Origin of the sequence: Pseudomonas sp. M1, from assembly GCF_022760135.1 — a bacterium.
In the GTDB taxonomy this organism is placed as follows: domain Bacteria; phylum Pseudomonadota; class Gammaproteobacteria; order Pseudomonadales; family Pseudomonadaceae; genus Pseudomonas; species Pseudomonas citronellolis.
Genome location: NZ_CP094343.1, coordinates 2,541,302 through 2,558,686, shown reverse-complemented (window position 1 = coordinate 2,558,686; position 17,385 = coordinate 2,541,302). Strand labels below are relative to the sequence as shown.

General features: G+C 66.8%; 14 protein-coding genes and 1 pseudogene. 13 read left to right on the top strand and 2 right to left on the bottom strand.

Annotated elements, in window-relative coordinates; translation table 11 throughout:
* The first annotated feature begins 76 nt into the window (after positions 1–76).
* Genes nuoG through nuoN form a run of 8 tightly spaced genes read left to right on the top strand, consistent with a single transcriptional unit; the run spans position 77 to position 10,053 of the window.
* Entirely contained in the window at positions 77–2,791 is a 2,715-nt protein-coding gene (nuoG, locus tag PM1_RS11550) for an NADH-quinone oxidoreductase subunit NuoG (protein WP_009623264.1), read from the top strand.
* A gap of 11 nt (positions 2,792–2,802) precedes the next feature.
* A complete protein-coding gene (nuoH, locus tag PM1_RS11545; protein WP_024128655.1) occupies positions 2,803–3,795 on the top strand; it encodes an NADH-quinone oxidoreductase subunit NuoH in 993 nt (330 codons plus the stop codon).
* Positions 3,796–3,806: 11 nt separating this feature from the next.
* Positions 3,807–4,355 carry an NADH-quinone oxidoreductase subunit NuoI gene (gene nuoI, locus PM1_RS11540; RefSeq protein WP_009623268.1) on the top strand — a complete coding sequence of 183 codons (549 nt, stop codon included), beginning with the start codon at positions 3,807–3,809 and terminating at the stop codon, positions 4,353–4,355.
* Positions 4,356–4,366: 11 nt separating this feature from the next.
* Positions 4,367–4,867, top strand: coding sequence for an NADH-quinone oxidoreductase subunit J (nuoJ, locus tag PM1_RS11535; RefSeq protein WP_009623270.1), 501 nt, complete (start codon positions 4,367–4,369; stop codon positions 4,865–4,867).
* 4 nt (positions 4,868–4,871) lie between these two features.
* Positions 4,872–5,180, top strand: coding sequence for an NADH-quinone oxidoreductase subunit NuoK (gene nuoK, locus PM1_RS11530; RefSeq protein ID WP_009623272.1), 309 nt, complete (start codon positions 4,872–4,874; stop codon positions 5,178–5,180).
* Complete coding sequence (nuoL, locus tag PM1_RS11525) at positions 5,177–7,021, top strand: NADH-quinone oxidoreductase subunit L (protein WP_009623274.1); 1,845 nt, start codon at positions 5,177–5,179, stop codon at positions 7,019–7,021. The genes nuoK and nuoL overlap by 4 nt, the downstream gene beginning before the upstream one ends.
* 28 nt (positions 7,022–7,049) lie before the next feature.
* Positions 7,050–8,579, top strand: coding sequence for an NADH-quinone oxidoreductase subunit M (nuoM, locus tag PM1_RS11520; protein WP_009623276.1), 1,530 nt, complete (start codon positions 7,050–7,052; stop codon positions 8,577–8,579).
* A gap of 7 nt (positions 8,580–8,586) precedes the next feature.
* Positions 8,587–10,053 carry an NADH-quinone oxidoreductase subunit NuoN gene (gene nuoN, locus PM1_RS11515; RefSeq protein ID WP_009623278.1) on the top strand — a complete coding sequence of 489 codons (1,467 nt, stop codon included), beginning with the start codon at positions 8,587–8,589 and terminating at the stop codon, positions 10,051–10,053.
* 293 nt (positions 10,054–10,346) lie between these two features.
* On the opposite strand, the gene PM1_RS11510 is transcribed toward nuoN, so the two are convergent.
* Positions 10,347–11,411: an AI-2E family transporter gene (locus tag PM1_RS11510; protein WP_009623280.1), complete on the bottom strand. Its 1,065-nt coding sequence runs from the start codon at positions 11,409–11,411 to the stop codon at positions 10,347–10,349.
* 44 nt (positions 11,412–11,455) lie between these two features.
* On the opposite strand from PM1_RS11510, the pseudogene PM1_RS31345 reads away from it, so the two are divergent.
* Positions 11,456–12,880, top strand: a pseudogene (locus PM1_RS31345) (PDC sensor domain-containing protein); the annotation flags it as partial.
* Positions 12,881–12,982: 102 nt separating this feature from the next.
* On the top strand, positions 12,983–13,738 hold the full coding sequence (locus PM1_RS31340; RefSeq protein ID WP_372242280.1) for a methyl-accepting chemotaxis protein: 756 nt from the start codon (positions 12,983–12,985) through the stop codon (positions 13,736–13,738).
* A 219-nt stretch (positions 13,739–13,957) separates the two neighbouring features.
* Here the strand turns inward: PM1_RS31340 and thrH are convergent, their stop codons facing one another.
* Complete coding sequence (thrH, locus tag PM1_RS11500) at positions 13,958–14,575, bottom strand: bifunctional phosphoserine phosphatase/homoserine phosphotransferase ThrH (RefSeq protein WP_009623284.1); 618 nt, start codon at positions 14,573–14,575, stop codon at positions 13,958–13,960.
* A gap of 187 nt (positions 14,576–14,762) precedes the next feature.
* On the opposite strand from thrH, the gene PM1_RS11495 reads away from it, so the two are divergent.
* The 3 genes from PM1_RS11495 (at position 14,763) to PM1_RS11485 (ending at position 16,626) form a co-directional block, all read left to right on the top strand.
* A complete protein-coding gene (locus PM1_RS11495) occupies positions 14,763–15,497 on the top strand; it encodes a phosphoadenylyl-sulfate reductase (protein WP_009623286.1) in 735 nt (244 codons plus the stop codon).
* Between the two features lie 77 nt (positions 15,498–15,574).
* Entirely contained in the window at positions 15,575–15,919 is a 345-nt protein-coding gene (locus tag PM1_RS11490; protein WP_009623287.1) for a hypothetical protein, read from the top strand.
* 77 nt (positions 15,920–15,996) lie between these two features.
* Entirely contained in the window at positions 15,997–16,626 is a 630-nt protein-coding gene (locus tag PM1_RS11485) for a phosphatase PAP2 family protein (RefSeq protein WP_009623288.1), read from the top strand.
* The last annotated feature ends 759 nt before the right edge of the window (positions 16,627–17,385 follow it).

Genomic DNA, 17,385 nt, shown 5'->3' with positions numbered 1-17,385 from the left:
CATGCCGCCGGCCCGACGGAGCCGTGATTTCCCTTAGCCAAGCCCGCTGACAACGGGCCAACGAAGAACTTGAACCATGGCCACTATCCACGTAGACGGCAAGACGTTAGAAGTCGATGGGGCGGACAACCTGTTGCAGGCCTGCCTGTCCCTCGGACTCGACATCCCCTACTTCTGCTGGCACCCGGCGCTCGGTAGCGTCGGCGCCTGCCGGCAGTGCGCGGTCAAGCAGTACACCGACGAGAACGACAAGCGTGGTCGCCTCGTCATGTCCTGCATGACCCCCGCCACCGACAACACCTGGATCTCCATCGAGGACGAAGAGGCCAAGGCCTTCCGCGAAAGCGTCGTCGAATGGCTGATGACCAACCACCCGCACGACTGCCCGGTGTGCGAGGAAGGCGGTCACTGCCACCTGCAGGACATGACGGTGATGACCGGCCACAACAAGCGCCGGTACCGCTTCACCAAGCGCACCCACCAGAACCAGGAACTCGGCCCGTTCATCGCCCACGAGATGAACCGCTGCATCGCCTGCTACCGCTGCGTGCGCTACTACAAGGACTACGCCGGCGGCACCGACCTGGGCGTCTATGGCGCGCACGACAACGTGTATTTCGGCCGCATCGAGGACGGCGTGCTGGAGAGCGAGTTCTCCGGCAACCTGACCGAGGTCTGCCCGACCGGCGTGTTCACCGACAAGACCCACTCCGAGCGCTACAACCGCAAGTGGGACATGCAGTTCGCCCCAAGCATCTGCCATGGCTGCTCCAGCGGCTGCAACATCAGCCCCGGCGAGCGCTACGGCGAGATCCGCCGCATCGAGAACCGCTACAACGGCTCGGTGAACCACTACTTCCTCTGCGACCGCGGCCGCTTCGGCTACGGCTACGTCAACCGCGAGGACCGTCCGCGCCAGCCGATGCTGATGCTCAGCAAGCAGAAGCTGAGCCTGGACGGCGCCCTCGACCAGGCCGCCGCCCTGCTCAAGGGTCGCAAGGTGATCGGCATCGGTTCGCCGCGCGCCAGCCTGGAAAGCAACTACGCGCTGTCCGAGCTGGTCGGCGCCGGCAACTTCTACAGCGGCATCGCCGCCGACGAGCTGCAGCGCCTGCGCCTGGTGCTCAAGGTGATGCAGGAAGGCCCGCTGCCCTCCCCCACCATCCGCGACATGGAAGACCATGACGCGGTCTTCGTGCTCGGCGAGGACCTGACCCAGACCGCCGCCCGCATCGCCCTGGCCCTGCGCCAGTCGGTGAAGGGCAAGGGCGAGGACATGGCCGCCGCGATGAAGATCCAGCCGTGGCTCGACGCCGCGGTGAAGACCATCGCCCAGCACGAGAAGAACCCGCTGTTCATCGCCAGCCTGGCCGAGACGCGCCTGGACGACGTCGCCGCCGAGTGCGTGCACGCCGCCCCCGAGGACCTGGCCCGCCTGGGCTTCGCCGTGGCCCACGCGATCGACCCGAGCGCCCCGGCCGTGGCCGGTCTGGAACCGGAAGCGCAAGCCCTGGCCCAGCGCATCGCCGATGCCCTGGTGGCCGCCAAGCGCCCGCTGGTGGTCTCCGGCGTTTCGCTGCGCAGCAACGCCCTGATCGAAGCCGCGGCGAACATCGCCAGCGCGCTGAAGCAGCGCGAGAAGAACGGCTCGCTGAGCCTGGTGGTGCCGGAAGCCAACAGCCTGGGCCTCACCCTGTTCGGCGGTGAATCCGTCGAAGCCGCGCTGGAGCAACTGACCTCCGGCGCCGCCGACGCCGTGGTGGTGCTGGAGAACGACCTGTACCGCCGCGCCGAAGCCGCCCAGGTCGACGCCGCCCTGGCCGCCGCCAAGCTGGTGATCGTCGCCGACCACCAGAGCACCGCGACCAGCGCCAAGGCGCACATCGTCCTGCCGGCCGCCAGCTTCGCCGAAGGCGACGGCACCCTGGTCAGCCAGGAAGGCCGCGCCCAGCGCTTCTTCCAGGTCTTCGACCCGACCTACTACAACGCCGACAACCTGGTCCGCGAAGGCTGGCGCTGGCTGCACGCCCTGCACAGCACCCTCGAGGGCAAGCGCGTCGACTGGACGCAGCTGGACCACGTGATCGACGCCGTGGTCGCCGCCAAGCCGCAACTGGCCGGCATCCGCGACGCCGCGCCGAACGCCGCGTTCCGCATCAAGGGCCTGAAGCTGGCGCGCGAACCGCACCGCTACTCCGGCCGCACCGCCATGCGCGCCAACATCAACGTCAGCGAGCCCCGCGCCCCGCAGGACATCGACAGCGCCTTCGCCTTCTCCATGGAAGGCTATTCCGGCAGCACCGAGCCGCGTCAGCAGATTCCCTTCGCCTGGTCCCCGGGCTGGAACTCGCCGCAGGCCTGGAACAAGTTCCAGGACGAGGTCGGCGGCCACCTGCGCGCCGGCGACCCGGGCGTGCGCCTGATCGAGGCCAAGGGCGAGGCCCTGTGGTTCAGCGACGTGCCGGCACCGTTCCACACCCCGGCCAGCCAGTTCAAGGTGGTGCCCTTCTACCACCTGTTCGGCAGCGAGGAGAACAGCGCCCGCGCCAAGCCGGTGCAGGAGCGCATCCCGGAAACCTACGTGGCCCTGGGCCGCGAGGAAGCCGAGCGCCTGGGCCTGGCCGAAGGCAAGCTGCTGCACCTGAGCGTCAAGGGCCACGAGCTGCGCCTGCCGCTGCGCATCAGCGAAGAGCTGGGCGCGGGCCTGGTCGCCCTGCCGGCCGGCCTGGCCGGCATCCCCGCCGGTGTCTTCGGCGGTGTCGCTGAAGGTCTGCAGGAGGCTGCCCAATGAGTTTGATGAGCATGAGCTGGCTGACACCCGCCATCGTCGACATCATCGTCGAGGTCATCAAGGCCATCGTCATCCTGCTCGCCGTGGTCGTCTGCGGCGCGCTGCTGAGCTGGGTCGAGCGTCGCCTGCTGGGCCTCTGGCAGGACCGCTACGGTCCCAACCGGGTCGGCCCGTTCGGCGCCTTCCAGCTCGGCGCGGACATGATCAAGATGTTCTTCAAGGAAGACTGGACGCCGCCGTTCGCCGACAAGATGATCTTCACCCTCGCCCCGGTCATCGCCATGGGCGCGCTGCTGATCGCCTTCGTCATCATCCCGATCAGCCCCAGCTGGGGCGTGGCGGACCTGAACATCGGCATCCTGTTCTTCTTCGCCATGGCCGGCCTGACCGTGTACGCGGTGCTCTTCGCCGGCTGGTCGAGCAACAACAAGTTCGCCCTGCTCGGCAGCCTGCGCGCCTCGGCCCAGACCATCTCCTACGAGGTGTTCCTGGCCCTGTCGCTGATGGGCATCGTGGCCCAGGTCGGCTCGTTCAACATGCGCGACATCGTCGACTACCAGGCCCAGCACCTGTGGTTCATCATTCCGCAGTTCTTCGGCTTCTGCACCTTCATCATCGCCGGCGTCGCCGTGACCCACCGTCACCCGTTCGACCAGCCGGAAGCGGAGCAGGAACTGGCCGACGGCTACCACATCGAGTACGCCGGGATGAAATGGGGCATGTTCTTCGTCGGCGAATACATCGGCATCGTGCTGATCTCGGCGCTGCTGGTGACGCTGTTCTTCGGTGGCTGGCACGGCCCGTTCGGCCTGCTGCCGCAGATCCCGTTCATCTGGTTCGCCCTGAAGACCAGCTTCTTCATCATGCTGTTCATCCTGATCCGCGCCTCGCTGCCGCGTCCGCGCTATGACCAGGTGATGGCCTTCAGCTGGAAGTTCTGCCTTCCGCTGACCCTGATCAACCTGCTGGTGACCGGCGCCTGTGTGCTGGCCGCGGCCCAGTAAGGAGAACCACCATGATCAAAGAAATCCTGCACATCGTGCATGGCACCTACACCCAGCTGCGCAGCCTGGTGATGATCTTCGGCCATGCCTTCCGCAAGCGCGACACCCTGCAGTACCCGGAAGAGCAGGTGTACCTGCCGCCGCGCTACCGCGGCCGCATCGTCCTCACCCGCGACCCCGACGGCGAGGAACGCTGCGTAGCCTGCAACCTGTGCGCCGTGGCCTGCCCGGTCGGCTGCATCTCGCTGCAGAAGGCCGAGACCGACGACGGCCGCTGGTACCCCGAGTTCTTCCGCATCAACTTCTCCCGCTGCATCTTCTGCGGCCTGTGCGAGGAAGCCTGCCCGACCACCGCGATCCAGCTGACCCCGGATTTCGAGATGGGCGAGTTCAAGCGCCAGGACCTGGTGTACGAGAAGGAAGACCTGCTGATCTCCGGCCCCGGCAAGAACCCGGACTACAACTTCTACCGCGTCGCCGGCATGGCCATCGCCGGCAAGCCCAAGGGCAGCGCGCAGAACGAGGCCGAACCGATCAACGTCAAGAGCCTGCTGCCGTAAGGAGACGTCGCGTGGAATTCGCTTTCTACTTCGCCGCCGGCGTCGCCGTGCTGGCAACCCTGCGGGTCATCACCAACAGCAACCCGGTGCATGCCCTGCTCTATCTCATCGTTTCGCTGCTCGCCGTGTCGATGACCTTCTTCAGCCTCGGCGCCCCGTTCGCCGGCGCCCTGGAGATCATCGTCTACGCCGGCGCGATCATGGTGCTGTTCGTCTTCGTGGTGATGATGCTCAACCTGGGCCCGGCGATCGCCGAGCAGGAGCGCAAGTGGCTCAAGCCCGGGGTCTGGATCGGCCCGGGCGTGCTCTCCGCCGTCCTGCTCGTCGAGCTGCTGCTGGTGCTGTCGCGCAACCCCAGCGGCGCCGGCATCGGCCACACCATCGTGGACGCCAAGGCCGTGGGCATCGCCCTGTTCGGCCCCTACCTGCTGGTCGTCGAACTGGCCTCGATGCTGCTGCTGGCGGCACTGGTCGCCGCCTACCACCTCGGCCGCCACGACGCGAAGGAATAACACCATGAATGCAATCCCCCTGGAACACGGGCTGGCACTCTCCGGCGTGCTGTTCTGCCTCGGGCTGGCCGGCCTGATGGTCCGGCGCAACATCCTGTTCGTACTCATGAGCCTGGAAGTGATGATGAACGCCGCCGCGCTGGCCTTCGTGGTCGCCGGCAGCCGCTGGGCGCAGCCCGACGGCCAGGTGATGTTCATCCTGGTGCTCAGCCTGGCCGCGGCCGAGGCGAGCATCGGTCTGGCGATCCTGCTGCAACTGTATCGCCGCTTCCATACCCTCGATGTCGACGCTGCCAGCGAGATGCGCGGATGAACCTGCTGCCCCTCACCTTCCTGTTCCCCCTGGTCGGCTTCCTGCTGCTGTCTTTCTCCCGCGGCAAGTGGTCGGAAAATCTCTCCGCGCTGGTCGGCGTCGGCTCGGTCGGCCTGGCCGCGCTGTCCGCCTTCTGGGCGATCTGGAGCTTCCACAGCGCCCCGCCGGAAGGCGGCGCCTACACCCTGGTGCTGTGGCAGTGGATGAACGTCGACGGCTTCGCGCCGAACTTCGCCCTGTACCTGGACGGCCTGTCGGTCACCATGCTCGGCGTGGTCACCGGCGTCGGCTTCCTGATCCACCTGTTCGCCAGTTGGTACATGCGCGGTGAAGCCGGCTACTCGCGCTTCTTCGCCTACACCAACCTGTTCATCGCCAGCATGCTGTTCCTGGTGCTGGGCGACAACCTGCTGTTCCTGTACTTCGGCTGGGAAGGCGTGGGCCTGTGCTCCTACCTGCTGATCGGCTTCTACTACAGCCACGTACCGAACGGCAACGCGGCGCTCAAGGCCTTCATCGTCACCCGCGTGGGCGACGTGTTCATGGCCTTCGGCCTGTTCATCCTGTTCCAGCAGCTGGGCACCCTGAACATCCAGGAACTGCTGGTGCTGGCCCCGCAGCACTTCGCCCAGGGCGATATGTGGGTGAGCCTGGCGGCCCTGGCGCTGCTCGGCGGCGCGGTCGGCAAGTCGGCCCAGCTGCCGCTGCAGACCTGGCTGGCGGATGCGATGGCCGGCCCGACCCCGGTTTCGGCGCTGATCCACGCGGCGACCATGGTCACCGCGGGCGTCTACCTGATCGCCCGCTGCCACGGCATCTTCACCCTGGCGCCGAACGTGCTGGAACTGGTCGGCGTGGTCGGCGCGGTCACCCTGGTCCTGGCCGGCTTCGCCGCCCTGGTGCAGACCGACATCAAGCGCATCCTCGCCTACTCGACCATGAGCCAGATCGGCTACATGTTCCTGGCCCTGGGCGTCGGCGCCTGGGACGCGGCGATCTTCCACCTGATGACCCACGCCTTCTTCAAGGCCCTGCTGTTCCTCGCCTCCGGTGCGGTGATCGTCGCCTGCCACCACGAGCAGAACATCTTCAAGATGGGCGGCCTGTGGAAGAAGCTGCCGCTGGCCTACGCCAGCTTCATCGTCGGTGGTTCGGCCCTGGCCGCCCTGCCGCTGGTCACCGCCGGCTTCTACTCCAAGGACGAGATCCTCTGGGAAGCCTTCGCCAGCGGTCACCAGAACCTGCTGATCGCCGGCCTGGCGGGTGCCTTCCTGACCTCGATCTACACCTTCCGCCTGATCTTCATCGCCTTCCACGGCGAGCAGAAGACCGAGGCCCACGCCGGCCATGGCATCAGCCACTGGCTGCCGCTGTCGGTGCTGATCGTGCTGTCGACCTTCGTCGGCGCGCTGATCACCCCGCCGCTGCACGGCGTGCTGCCGGAAAGCGTCGGCCATGCCGGCGGCGAAGCCCAGCACAGCCTGGAAATCGCCTCGGGCGCCATCGCCCTGGCCGGTATCCTGCTGGCCGGCCTGCTGTTCCTCGGCAAGCGCCGCTTCGTCAGCGCCCTGGCCAAGAGCGCGCCGGGCCGCTTCTTCGGCACCTGGTGGTACCACGCCTGGGGCTTCGACTGGCTGTACGACAAGCTGTTCGTGAAACCCTACCTGCTGCTCTGCCGCCTGCTCGGCCGCGACCCCATCGACCAGACCCTGGTCCTGGTGCCGCTGTCCGCCCGCGGTGGGCACACCCTTCTGAGCCTGACCGAGAACGGCCGCCTGCGCTGGTACGCCGCTTCCCTGGTCGGCGGCGCGGTGCTGCTGCTCGCGCTGCTACTGGCCTAACGCATTCACGAAAGAGATCGAGCCCGTCATGATTCTGCCCTGGCTAATCCTGATCCCCTTCATCGGCGGCTTCCTCTGCTGGATCGCCGAGTACACCAGCAAGACCCTGCCCCGCTGGGTCGCGCTGGGTTCCATGACCCTGACCCTGGCGCTGAGCCTGTGGCTGTGGCACACCGGCGACTTCCACCTGGCGCCCGCGCCGGGTGGCGAGCCGCAGTGGACCGCCGAATTCAAGCTGCAATGGATCGAGCGTTTCGGCATCAGCGTGCACCTGGCCATCGACGGCCTGTCGCTGCTGATGGTCGCCCTCACCGGCCTGCTCGGCGTGCTGTCCGTGCTCTGCTCGTGGAACGAGATCCAGCGCCGCATCGGCTTCTTCCACCTGAACCTGCTGTGGATCCTCGGCGGCGTGATCGGCGTGTTCCTCGCCGTCGACCTGTTCCTGTTCTTCTTCTTCTGGGAAATGATGCTGGTGCCGATGTACTTCCTCATCGCGCTCTGGGGCCATAGCTCGGACGACGGCAAGAAGACGCGCATCTACGCCGCCACCAAGTTCTTCATCTTCACCCAGGCCAGCGGCCTGGTGATGCTGGTGGCGATCCTCGGCCTGGTGTTCGTGCACTACAACAGCACCGGCGTGCTGACCTTCAACTACGCCGACCTGCTGAAGACGCAGATGAGCGAGCACGTCGAGTGGCTGCTGATGCTCGGCTTCTTCGTCGCCTTCGCGGTGAAGATGCCGGTGGTGCCGGTGCACTCCTGGCTGCCGGACGCCCACGCCCAGGCGCCCACCGCCGGTTCCGTGGACCTGGCCGGCATCCTGCTGAAGACCGCCGCCTACGGCCTGATCCGCTTCGCCCTGCCGCTGTTCCCCAACGCCTCGGCGGAGTTCGCGCCCATCGCCATGACCCTGGGCCTGATCGGCATCTTCTACGGCGCCCTGCTGTCCTTCGCGCAGACCGACATCAAGCGCCTGGTGGCCTTCTCCAGCGTGTCGCACATGGGCTTCGTGATGATCGGCATCTACTCCGGCAGCCCGCAGGCGCTGCAGGGCGTGGTGATCCAGATGATCGCCCACGGCCTGTCCGCCGCCGCGCTGTTCATCCTCTGCGGCCAGCTCTACGAGCGCCTGCACACCCGCGACATGCGCAAGATGGGCGGCCTGTGGTCGCGCATCCCCTACCTGCCGGCCGTGGCCCTGTTCTTCGCGACCGCGTCCCTGGGCCTGCCGGGCACCGGCAACTTCGTCGGCGAGTTCCTGATCCTGCTGGGCGCCTTCAAGACCGTGCCGGTGGTCATCGTCATCGCCACCTTCGGCCTGGTGTTCGCCTCGATCTACTCGCTGATCATGATCCACCGCGCCTACTTCGGCCCGGCGAAGGCGGACACGCCGATCGCCGGCCTGAACGCCCGCGAGCTGAGCATGGTCCTGGGCCTGGCGGTCCTGCTGATCATCCTCGGCATCTACCCGCAGCCGGTTCTCGATACCTCCGCCGCCACCATGCACGGTGTCCAGCAGTGGTTCGATTCCGCCCTTTCCACCCTTGCCGCACGGTAGTCGCGAAATGACCTTCACGATCCAACACTTCATCGCGCTCCTGCCGCTGCTCATCACCAGCGCCACTCTGGTGGTGGTGATGCTGGCGGTCGCCTGGAAACGCAATCACCGGCTGATCGCCACCCTCTCGATGATCGGCCTCAACCTGGCACTGCTGTCGATCCTCTGGGCGATCAAGGCGACGCCCATCGCCGTCACCCCGCTGCTGCTGATCGACAACTTCGCGCTGTTCTACTCGGCGCTGATCCTGATCGCCGCCCTCGCCTGCTCGACCCTCGCCCATGCCTACATGGAGAGCTACCCGGGCAACCGCGAGGAGCTCTACCTGCTCCTGCTGCTGGCCACCGCCGGCGGCCTGGTGCTGGTGGCGGCGCAGAACCTGGCCGGCCTGTTCATCGGCCTGGAACTGCTCTCGGTGCCGGTCTACGGCATGGTGGCCTACGCCTTCTTCAACAAGCGCAGCCTGGAAGCCGGCATCAAGTACACCGTGCTGTCCGCGGCGGGCTCGGCCTTCCTGCTGTTCGGCATGGCCATGCTCTACGCCGAAGCCGGCACCCTGGACTTCGCCGGCCTGGGCAGCGCCCTGGCCGAAGGCACCGTGCACAGCCCGCTGCTGACCATCGGCGTGGGCATGATGCTGGTGGGCCTGGGCTTCAAGCTGTCGCTGGCGCCCTTCCACCTGTGGACCCCGGACGTCTACGAAGGCGCCCCGGCCCCGGTGGCGGCATTCCTCGCCACCGCCGCCAAGGTCGCCGTGTTCGCCGTGCTGCTGCGCCTGTTCCAGATCGCCCCGGCGGCCCTGCACAGCGGCGTGCTGCACGTCGCCCTGGCGGTCATCGCGGTCATCTCGATCCTGGTCGGCAACCTGCTGGCGCTGACCCAGAGCAACCTCAAGCGCCTGCTCGGCTACTCCTCCATCGCCCACCTGGGCTACCTGCTGATCGCCGTGGTGGCCAGCAACGGCCTGGCCGTGGAGACCGTCGGCGTCTACCTGACCACCTACGTGGTCACCACCCTGGGCGCCTTCGGCGTGGTCACCCTGATGTCCACCCCCTACGGCGGCCGCGACGCCGACGCGCTGTTCGAGTACCGCGGCCTGTTCTGGCGCCGTCCGGTGCTGACCGCGGTGATGACCGTGATGATGCTGTCCCTGGCCGGCATCCCGCTGACCGCCGGCTTCATCGGCAAGTTCTACGTCATCGCCAGCGGCGTCGAGTCGCACCTGTGGTGGCTGGTCGGCGCCCTGGTGCTGGGCAGCGCCATCGGCCTGTACTACTACCTGCGCGTCATGGTCACCCTGTTCCTGGTCGAGCCGAACATGAAGCGCCACGACGCGCCCCTGGACTGGGCCCAGCGCGCCGGCGGCATCATGCTGGTGGCCATCGCCCTGCTGGCCTTCTTCCTCGGCGTCTACCCGCAGCCGCTGCTGGACATCCTCCAGCACTCCGGCCTGGCGGTAGCCGTCGCGGGCTGATCGCAGGCAATAAAAAACCCCGCCTCGGCGGGGTTTTTTATTGCCTGCGAAACGCCGTGCTCCCTGGAACCGTAGGAGCGGATCTTATCCGCGATTCCGCCGGCAAGGCCGGCGTTCATGCCATCGCGGACAGAGTCCGCTCCTACCGCATGAGCAAGCATGGCTTTTCGTAGGATGGTGTTGAGCGAAGCGATACCCATCAGCGCAACCGCATGGGTTTCGCAAGCTCAACCCATCCTACGAAAAGCACCTCGGCGCAGACCGTTGCTCCTACGCAATCCTCAGGCCCTCCCCTACCCCGCCAAATCCTCGGTTTCCTCGCGGCCGGTGAACAGGTCCCAGCTGGCGATGAACAGCGCGGCGATCAGCGGGCCGATGACGAAGCCGTTGAGGCCGAACAGCGACATACCGCCCAGGGTGGAGATCAGCACCACGTAGTCGGGCATTTTGGTGTCCTTGCCCACCAGGATCGGGCGCAGGATGTTGTCCACCAGGCCGATCACCAGCACGCAGAAGAGGATCAGCACCACACCCTGCCAGATCGCCCCGGTGAGCAGGAACCAGGCCGCCACCGGCACCCACACCAGGCCCGCGCCTATCGCCGGCAGCAGCGACAGGAAGGCCATCAGAGTGCCCCACAGCAGCGAACCCTGGATGCCGAGGAACCAGAAGATCAGCCCGCCCAGCGCGCCCTGGGTGGCGGCCACGGCGATGTTGCCCTTCACCGTGGCGCGCACCACGGTGGTGAACTTGGTGAACAGGTGCTGCTTGTGCTCGTGGTCCAGCGGCACCGCCTGCTTGATCCGCCGGCCCAGGGTGCGGCCGTCGCGCAGCAGGAAGAACAGCAGGTAGAGCATCACGCCGAAGCTGACGACGAAGTCGAAGGTGTTCTGGCCGATGCTGAAGGCCTTGGTGGCGACGAACTGGCTGGCCTGCATGGCGCCGCTGGAAAGCTTCTCCTGCAGGCTCGACAGGTCGCCCAGGTCGAAACGCTCCAGCCACTGGTGGGCCCACGGCGGCAAGGCGGCGAAGGCCTGCTGTACCAGGCCGGCGAGGTTCAGTTGGCCGGACTTCAGGCTCTGATAGAGGTTGGCGCCTTCCTGCACCAGCGAGCCGGCGATGAAGATCACCGGCAGGATCACGATGAGGATACAGGCGCTCAATGTGATCAGCGCCGCCAGGTTCCTGCGCCCACCCAGGCGCGCCTGCAGCCGGCGGTGCACCGGGGTGAAGATGATGGCCAGGATGGTGCCCCAGAACACCGCGCCGTAGAACGGCAGCAGCAGCCAGGCGAAGGCGATGCTGACCACCGCCAGCAGTATCAGGAACGTCCGGTTTTCCAGTTTCGAATCGAGCATGTGCAATCCCATCTGCCGAGAGTGGCCTGCACATTAGTCAGCAGATGGGTGGCGAAGTGCAACCCGGCGCGAGACTGGCGCCCCAGAAGCCCAGCCGACGGACGGTAGCAATGTCTGTAAAGAAAATCGCACAGCCGCCGATATTTCCGAACATCCCCAAGGTTCCCGCAGAGGACACCCCCATGCCCTTCCGTCGCCTCTCCATCCAGTGGAAGATCACCCTGCTCGCGGGCCTGTGCCTGCTCGGCGTGGTCTCGCTGCTCGCCGGCCTCTCGATCTTCCGCATGCAGCACAGCACCGCGCTGGTGAAGGAATCCAGCACCCGCATGCTGGACGATGCCGCCGAAGCCCGCCTGCGCGCCCGCGGGGAAATCCAGGCGATGCGCATCCAGCGCTACTTCAGCGACGCCTACCGCTACGCACAGAGCTTCGCCCGCCAGGCCCTGGCCATGCGCCAGCTCGCCGCCCAGCGCGGCCTGGACACCCTGGCCCTGCGTGAGGAGCTGAACCGGCAGATGCGCGACGCGGTGGCGGCCAACCCCGAACTGCTCGGCCTGTACCTCGCCTTCGAGCCCGACGCCCTCGACGGCCACGACGCGCAGGCCGAAGGCCGCACCGAGATCGGCAGCAACGAAAAGGGGCGTTTCTCGCAATACTGGGCGCAGGCCACCCCCGGCAAGCTGGAAGCCGAGCCGATGGACGAGAAGATGCTCGCCGACACCAGCCCCGGCCCCAGCGGCGCGGCCTACAACGCCTGGTACACCTGCCCGAAGGCCGCCGGCAAGACCTGCGTGCTGGAGCCCTACGTCGACGAAGTGGGCAACCGCAAGATCCTCATGACCAGCATCGCCCTGCCCCTGCGGGTGGACGGCAAGCTGGTCGGCGTGCTGGGCGTGGACATCGCCCTCGACCGCCTGCAGGAAATCGCCCATGAAGGCAGCCAGGAACTCTACGAAGGCCAGAGCCGCGTCGCTATCGTCAGCCCCGCCGGCCTGCTCGCCGGCTACAGCGCCGACGCCGGCAAGCTCGGCAAGAAGCTGCAGGAGGTCTACCCCGCTCAGGGCGGGCAGCTGCTGCAACTGCTCGGCGCCGACCAGCACAAGGTCCTCGAACACGACAGCGAACTGCGCGCCCTGCAACCGCTGCGCCCGATCCCCGAGGCCGACGCCTGGGGCGTGCTCATCGACGTGCCGCTGCAGGCGCTGCAGGGCCCGGCGGTGAAACTGCAGCAGGAGCTGGACCAGCAACGCACCCAGGGCACCGTCGTCGAACTCGGCCTGGGCCTGCTCGCCGCCCTGCTCGGCCTGCTGCTGGTATGGCTGACCGCCCGCGGCGTGACGCGCCCGATCCTCGGCGTGGCCGGCATGCTGCGCGACATCGCCAGCGGCGAGGGCGACCTGACCCAGCGCCTGAAGTACCAGGGCCAGGACGAACTCGGCGAGCTGGCCGGCTGGTTCAACCGCTTCCTCGACAAGCTGCAGCCGATCATCCGCGACGTGAAATCCTCGGTGCAGGACGCCCGCGCCACCGCCGACCAGTCCGCCGCGCTGTCGACCCAGACCAGCGCCGGCATGCAGCAGCAGTTCCGCGAGATCGAGCAGGTGGCCACCGCCTCCCAGGAAATGAGCGCCACCGCCCACGACGTGGCCAACAGCGCGGCCATGGCCGCCGACGCCGCCCGCGGTGCCGACGGCGCCACCCGCGACGGCCTGGCGGTGATCGACCAGACCACCCGCGCCATCGACGAACTGGCCCGCGACATGAGCCAGGCGATGACCCAGGTCGAAGGCCTGGCCGCCAGCAGCGAGCAGATCGGCTCGGTGCTGGAAGTGATCCGCGCCATCGCCGAGCAGACCAACCTGCTGGCCCTCAACGCCGCCATCGAAGCGGCCCGCGCCGGCGAGGCCGGGCGCGGCTTCGCGGTGGTAGCCGACGAAGTACGCAACCTGGCCAAGCGCACCCAGGACTCGGTGGAGGAAATCCGCCAGGTGATCGAAGGCCTGCAGAACGGCACCCGCGAAGTGGTCAGCGCCATGCACAGCAGCCACCAGCAGGCCCAGGGCAGCGTCAGCCAGGTCGAGCAGGCGGTGGCCGCGCTGCAGCGCATCGGCGAGGCGGTGGGGGTGATCAACGACATGAACCTGCAGATCGCCAGCGCCGCCGAGGAACAGAGCGCGGTGGCCGAGGAGATCAACCGCAACGTGGCGGGTATCCGCGACGTGACCGAATCGCTGTCCGGCCAGGCCCAGGAGTCGGCGCAGATCAGCCAGTCGCTGAACGACCTGGCGAATCACCAGCAGGGGTTGATGGGGCAGTTCCGGGTGTGATCGGCGGGCTCCCATACACCCGTAGGATGGCGTTGAGCGAAGCGATACCCATCACCCCGCCTGCATGGGTTTCGCAAGCTCAACCCATCCTACGAAGAGCGCCTCGGCGCAGGTCGACAAGCCCGCCCGTGTTTTCCTGGAACCCACAAAAAACGCCGTTGCCCATGACGGGAAACGGCGTTCTTTCTCGAACCCCGGGCCATCACCGGCCCGCCGGCATTACAGGCTGAGCTGGCGGTTCGACGCCTTGAGGAACTCCTGCTTCAGGTCCTCGTAGGTGTGCACCGCCGGGAACTGCGGGAACTCGCGGATCACGTTCTCCGGCGCATGGAACAGGATGCCAGCGTGGGCTTCGCTGAGCATGGTGGTGTCGTTGTACGAGTCGCCGGCGGCGATCACGCGATAGTACAGGCTCTTCAGGGCGATCACCGACTGGCGCTTGGGGTCCTTCTGGCGTAGCTGGTAGCCAACCACGCGGTCGGTCTCGTCGGTGACCAGCTTGTGGCACAGCAGGGTCGGGAAGCCCAGCTGGCGCATCAGCGGCTGGGAGAACTCGTAGAAGGTGTCGGAGAGGATCACCACCTGGAAGCGCTCGCGCAGCCAGTCGACGAACTCCACCGCGCCTTCCAGCGGCTTCAGGGTGGCGATCACTTCCTGGATGTCGGCCAGCTTCAGGCCGTGCTCGTCGAGGATGCGCAGGCGCTGCTGCATCAGCACGTCGTAGTCGGGGATATCGCGGGTAGTCGCCTTGAGCGCTTCGATACCGGTTTTTTCAGCGAAGGCGATCCAGATTTCCGGGACCAGTACCCCTTCCAGGTCGAGACAGGCGATTTCCACGAACGATTCCCCGCAGGTTTGGACAGAAGGCGGCACTCTAGCGGCTCGCCCGGGCCGGCGCAACGCGGCACTTATACTCAAAGCACACAGTCGACCTTCCTGATGGTTATTTAGGGGCATATCCCTGCCTTTGTTAAGATCGGCAGCCTTATAGCGCACCGCGCAAGTACAAGTGGAAAACCGCCTGATGAGCCATCCGTTCGACGTCGCCGAAATCGCCGCGACCTATGCCAGCAAGTCCCCCCAGGACATCCTCAAGTTCGCCTTCGAGCACTTCGGCGATGACCTGTGGATTTCCTTCAGCGGCGCCGAGGACGTGGTGCTGCTGGACATGGCCTGGAAGATCAACAAGAACGTCAAGGTGTTCAGCCTGGACACCGGCCGCCTGCACCCGGAGACCTACCGCTTCATCGAGCAGGTGCGCGAGCACTACGGCATCGCCATCGAGGTCATGACTCCCGATCCGCGCCTGCTGGAACCCTTCGTCAAGGAAAAGGGCCTGTTCAGCTTCTACAAGGACGGCCACGGCGAGTGCTGCGGCATCCGCAAGATCGAGCCGCTCAAACGCAAGCTCGCCACCGTCAGCGCCTGGGCCACCGGCCAGCGCAAGGACCAGAGCCCCGGCACCCGCAGCCAGGTGGCGGTGGTCGAACTGGACGGCGCCTTCTCCACGGCGGAAAAGCCGCTGTACAAGTTCAACCCGCTGGCCAGCATGAGCAGCGAGGAAGTCTGGGCCTACATCCGCATGCTGGAGATCCCCTACAACAGCCTGCACGAGCGCGGCTTCATCAGCATCGGCTGCGAGCCCTGCACCCGCCCGGTGCTGCCCAACCAGCACGAGCGCGAAGGCCGCTGGTGGTGGGAGGAAGCCACCCAGAAGGAATGCGGCCTGCACGCCGGCAACCTGATCAGCAAGGGTTGAGCGCGTCGCCGGCGGGTTTTCCGCCGGCGCCGCAGCGCTTAAGGTAGGCCCTGCCCCTACCGCAAGAGGAAAGCCCCATGCGCATCACCATGGTCAAGAAGGTCCTGGCCGACGGCGAGGACTGCGGCAAGTGCAAGGACGTGCAGCAACGCCTGGAAAAAGGCGGCTACCTGCCGCGCATCGACCGCGTGCTGGTGGCCGACGAACGCAACCCGGGCAGCGCCGGCTGGATGGTCGCCGCCCAGTACGGCGTGGACAGCGCGCCCTTCTTCGTGGTGCGCCACGACGACGGCCGCGAGCAGGTGTTCACCGTGTTCATGAGCTTCCTCCACGAGATACTCGAAGGCCGCGGCCCGGCGCCGCAGGACTCGCCCGAGGCACTGGCCGAGCTGGCCCTGCGCAGCGACCTCGACCGACTCTGATCGCCTCCGTCCCGGCTTAATGCCGTCTTCAGGCTCCGACGCCTATAGTCCTGCGTGCCCTCTTACAAGAATCGACCATGCCCACCTTGCTCCCTACTCCCGGCCCCAGCCTGCTGGAGGCGCTCGACCGCCAGGCGTTCCTCGCCATCAACGCCACCGCGCAGACGCCAGCCTGGCTGATCGACGCCGCGCGCTTCATCGCCACCGTGCCGCTCTACCTGTTGCCGCTGGCGTTGCTGTACCTGTGGTGCCGGGGTGACCACGACCTGCGCGGCCGCCTGCTGCGCGCCCTGGGCGTGACCTCGCTGGCGCTGGGGCTCAGCCTGCTGATCGGCCTGCTCTGGCCGCACCCGCGCCCCTTCGCCATAGGCCTGGGCCACGCCTGGCTGGCCCACGCCGCCAACGCCTCCTTCCCCAGCGACCACCTGACCCTCTTCGCCGGCTGCGCTCTCAGCCTGCTGTTCGACGATGCCTGGCTGCTGGGTGCGTTGATCGGCGCCGTCGGCCTGGCGGTGGGCTACGCGAGGGTCTACCTGGGCATCCACTCCCCGCTGGACATGCTCGGCGCGCTGGCCGTGGCGGCAGTGAGCAACAGCCTGGTCTGGCTGCTCTGGCAGCGCCACGGCGGCACGTTGACCGCCCAGGCCGAGGCACTGTACCGACGCGCCCTGGCGCCGGCCATCAGCCGGGGGTGGCTGCGTCACTGAATGCGTCTGGCGAGCGGCATGGATTCGGTGTGAGCCTGGCCTCGAGCGCCGCTTTCTATCTTGTCATTCCCGCGAACGCGGGACGCGGCTTCATCGCGAACAGCGCTTGCGCTGGCCCGAAGGGGAATAACCCAGAGACGTCTTGTTTGGGTGTAGCGCGCCGCTCCGAGTGTTCGGATGTCTCTTGTTTCGCCCCCTCGGGCGAGTCCCTTTTGTCAATCGGTGGAAGGCCACCCCCGCAAAAAGGAACCAAAAAGGCTTGCCCCGCATACGGGCCCGATGGAGCCGGGCTACCCTCGCGAATTCCCCCGCCACGGAGGCCCGCGTCCCTGTAGCCCATCGGGGCTCTCGCGACATCCATGTCGCATGACCTCCTGAGCGCCGGTTTCGCTCGGCCTGCTGAAGGGGCGTTTCGGAGTGCGCGGAGGTTTCTCTGGAAGTCCCAAAAGCAAGAGCGGGCGTGCTTTTGCTCTTCGTAGGAGCGAGCTTGCTCGCGAAGGGAGTTTCCCGGCGATATAGATGTTTGGGATCGACTCCGTTCCCTCTCCCTAACCCTCTCCCTGAAGGGAGAGGGGACCGTTGGGCAGAGCTGGATGTTATGGCGTTAGCCGGCAGCTCCGGTGCTTCCGGCTAAATCCGTTGTCGACGGTGGCACGGACAGCCCCCTCTCCCGCTTGCGGGAGAGGGTTGGGGAGAGGGCGCTCTTGAACCCAACACCTCCCCCACCTAAACCCCGCCAATCCCCAGCCGCTTCACACC

Coding starts and splice junctions, on each gene's coding strand:
- nuoG (WP_009623264.1), top strand. CDS start 77: ATGGCCACTATCCACGTAGACGGCAAGACGTTAGAAGTCGATGGGGCG.
- nuoH (WP_024128655.1), top strand. CDS start 2,803: ATGAGCTGGCTGACACCCGCCATCGTCGACATCATCGTCGAGGTCATC.
- nuoI (WP_009623268.1), top strand. CDS start 3,807: ATGATCAAAGAAATCCTGCACATCGTGCATGGCACCTACACCCAGCTG.
- nuoK (WP_009623272.1), top strand. CDS start 4,872: ATGAATGCAATCCCCCTGGAACACGGGCTGGCACTCTCCGGCGTGCTG.
- nuoL (WP_009623274.1), top strand. CDS start 5,177: ATGAACCTGCTGCCCCTCACCTTCCTGTTCCCCCTGGTCGGCTTCCTG.
- nuoM (WP_009623276.1), top strand. CDS start 7,050: ATGATTCTGCCCTGGCTAATCCTGATCCCCTTCATCGGCGGCTTCCTC.
- nuoN (WP_009623278.1), top strand. CDS start 8,587: ATGACCTTCACGATCCAACACTTCATCGCGCTCCTGCCGCTGCTCATC.
- PM1_RS11510 (WP_009623280.1), bottom strand. CDS start 11,411: ATGCTCGATTCGAAACTGGAAAACCGGACGTTCCTGATACTGCTGGCG.
- PM1_RS31340 (WP_372242280.1), top strand. CDS start 12,983: ATGCAGCAGCAGTTCCGCGAGATCGAGCAGGTGGCCACCGCCTCCCAG.
- PM1_RS11495 (WP_009623286.1), top strand. CDS start 14,763: ATGAGCCATCCGTTCGACGTCGCCGAAATCGCCGCGACCTATGCCAGC.
- PM1_RS11490 (WP_009623287.1), top strand. CDS start 15,575: ATGCGCATCACCATGGTCAAGAAGGTCCTGGCCGACGGCGAGGACTGC.
- PM1_RS11485 (WP_009623288.1), top strand. CDS start 15,997: ATGCCCACCTTGCTCCCTACTCCCGGCCCCAGCCTGCTGGAGGCGCTC.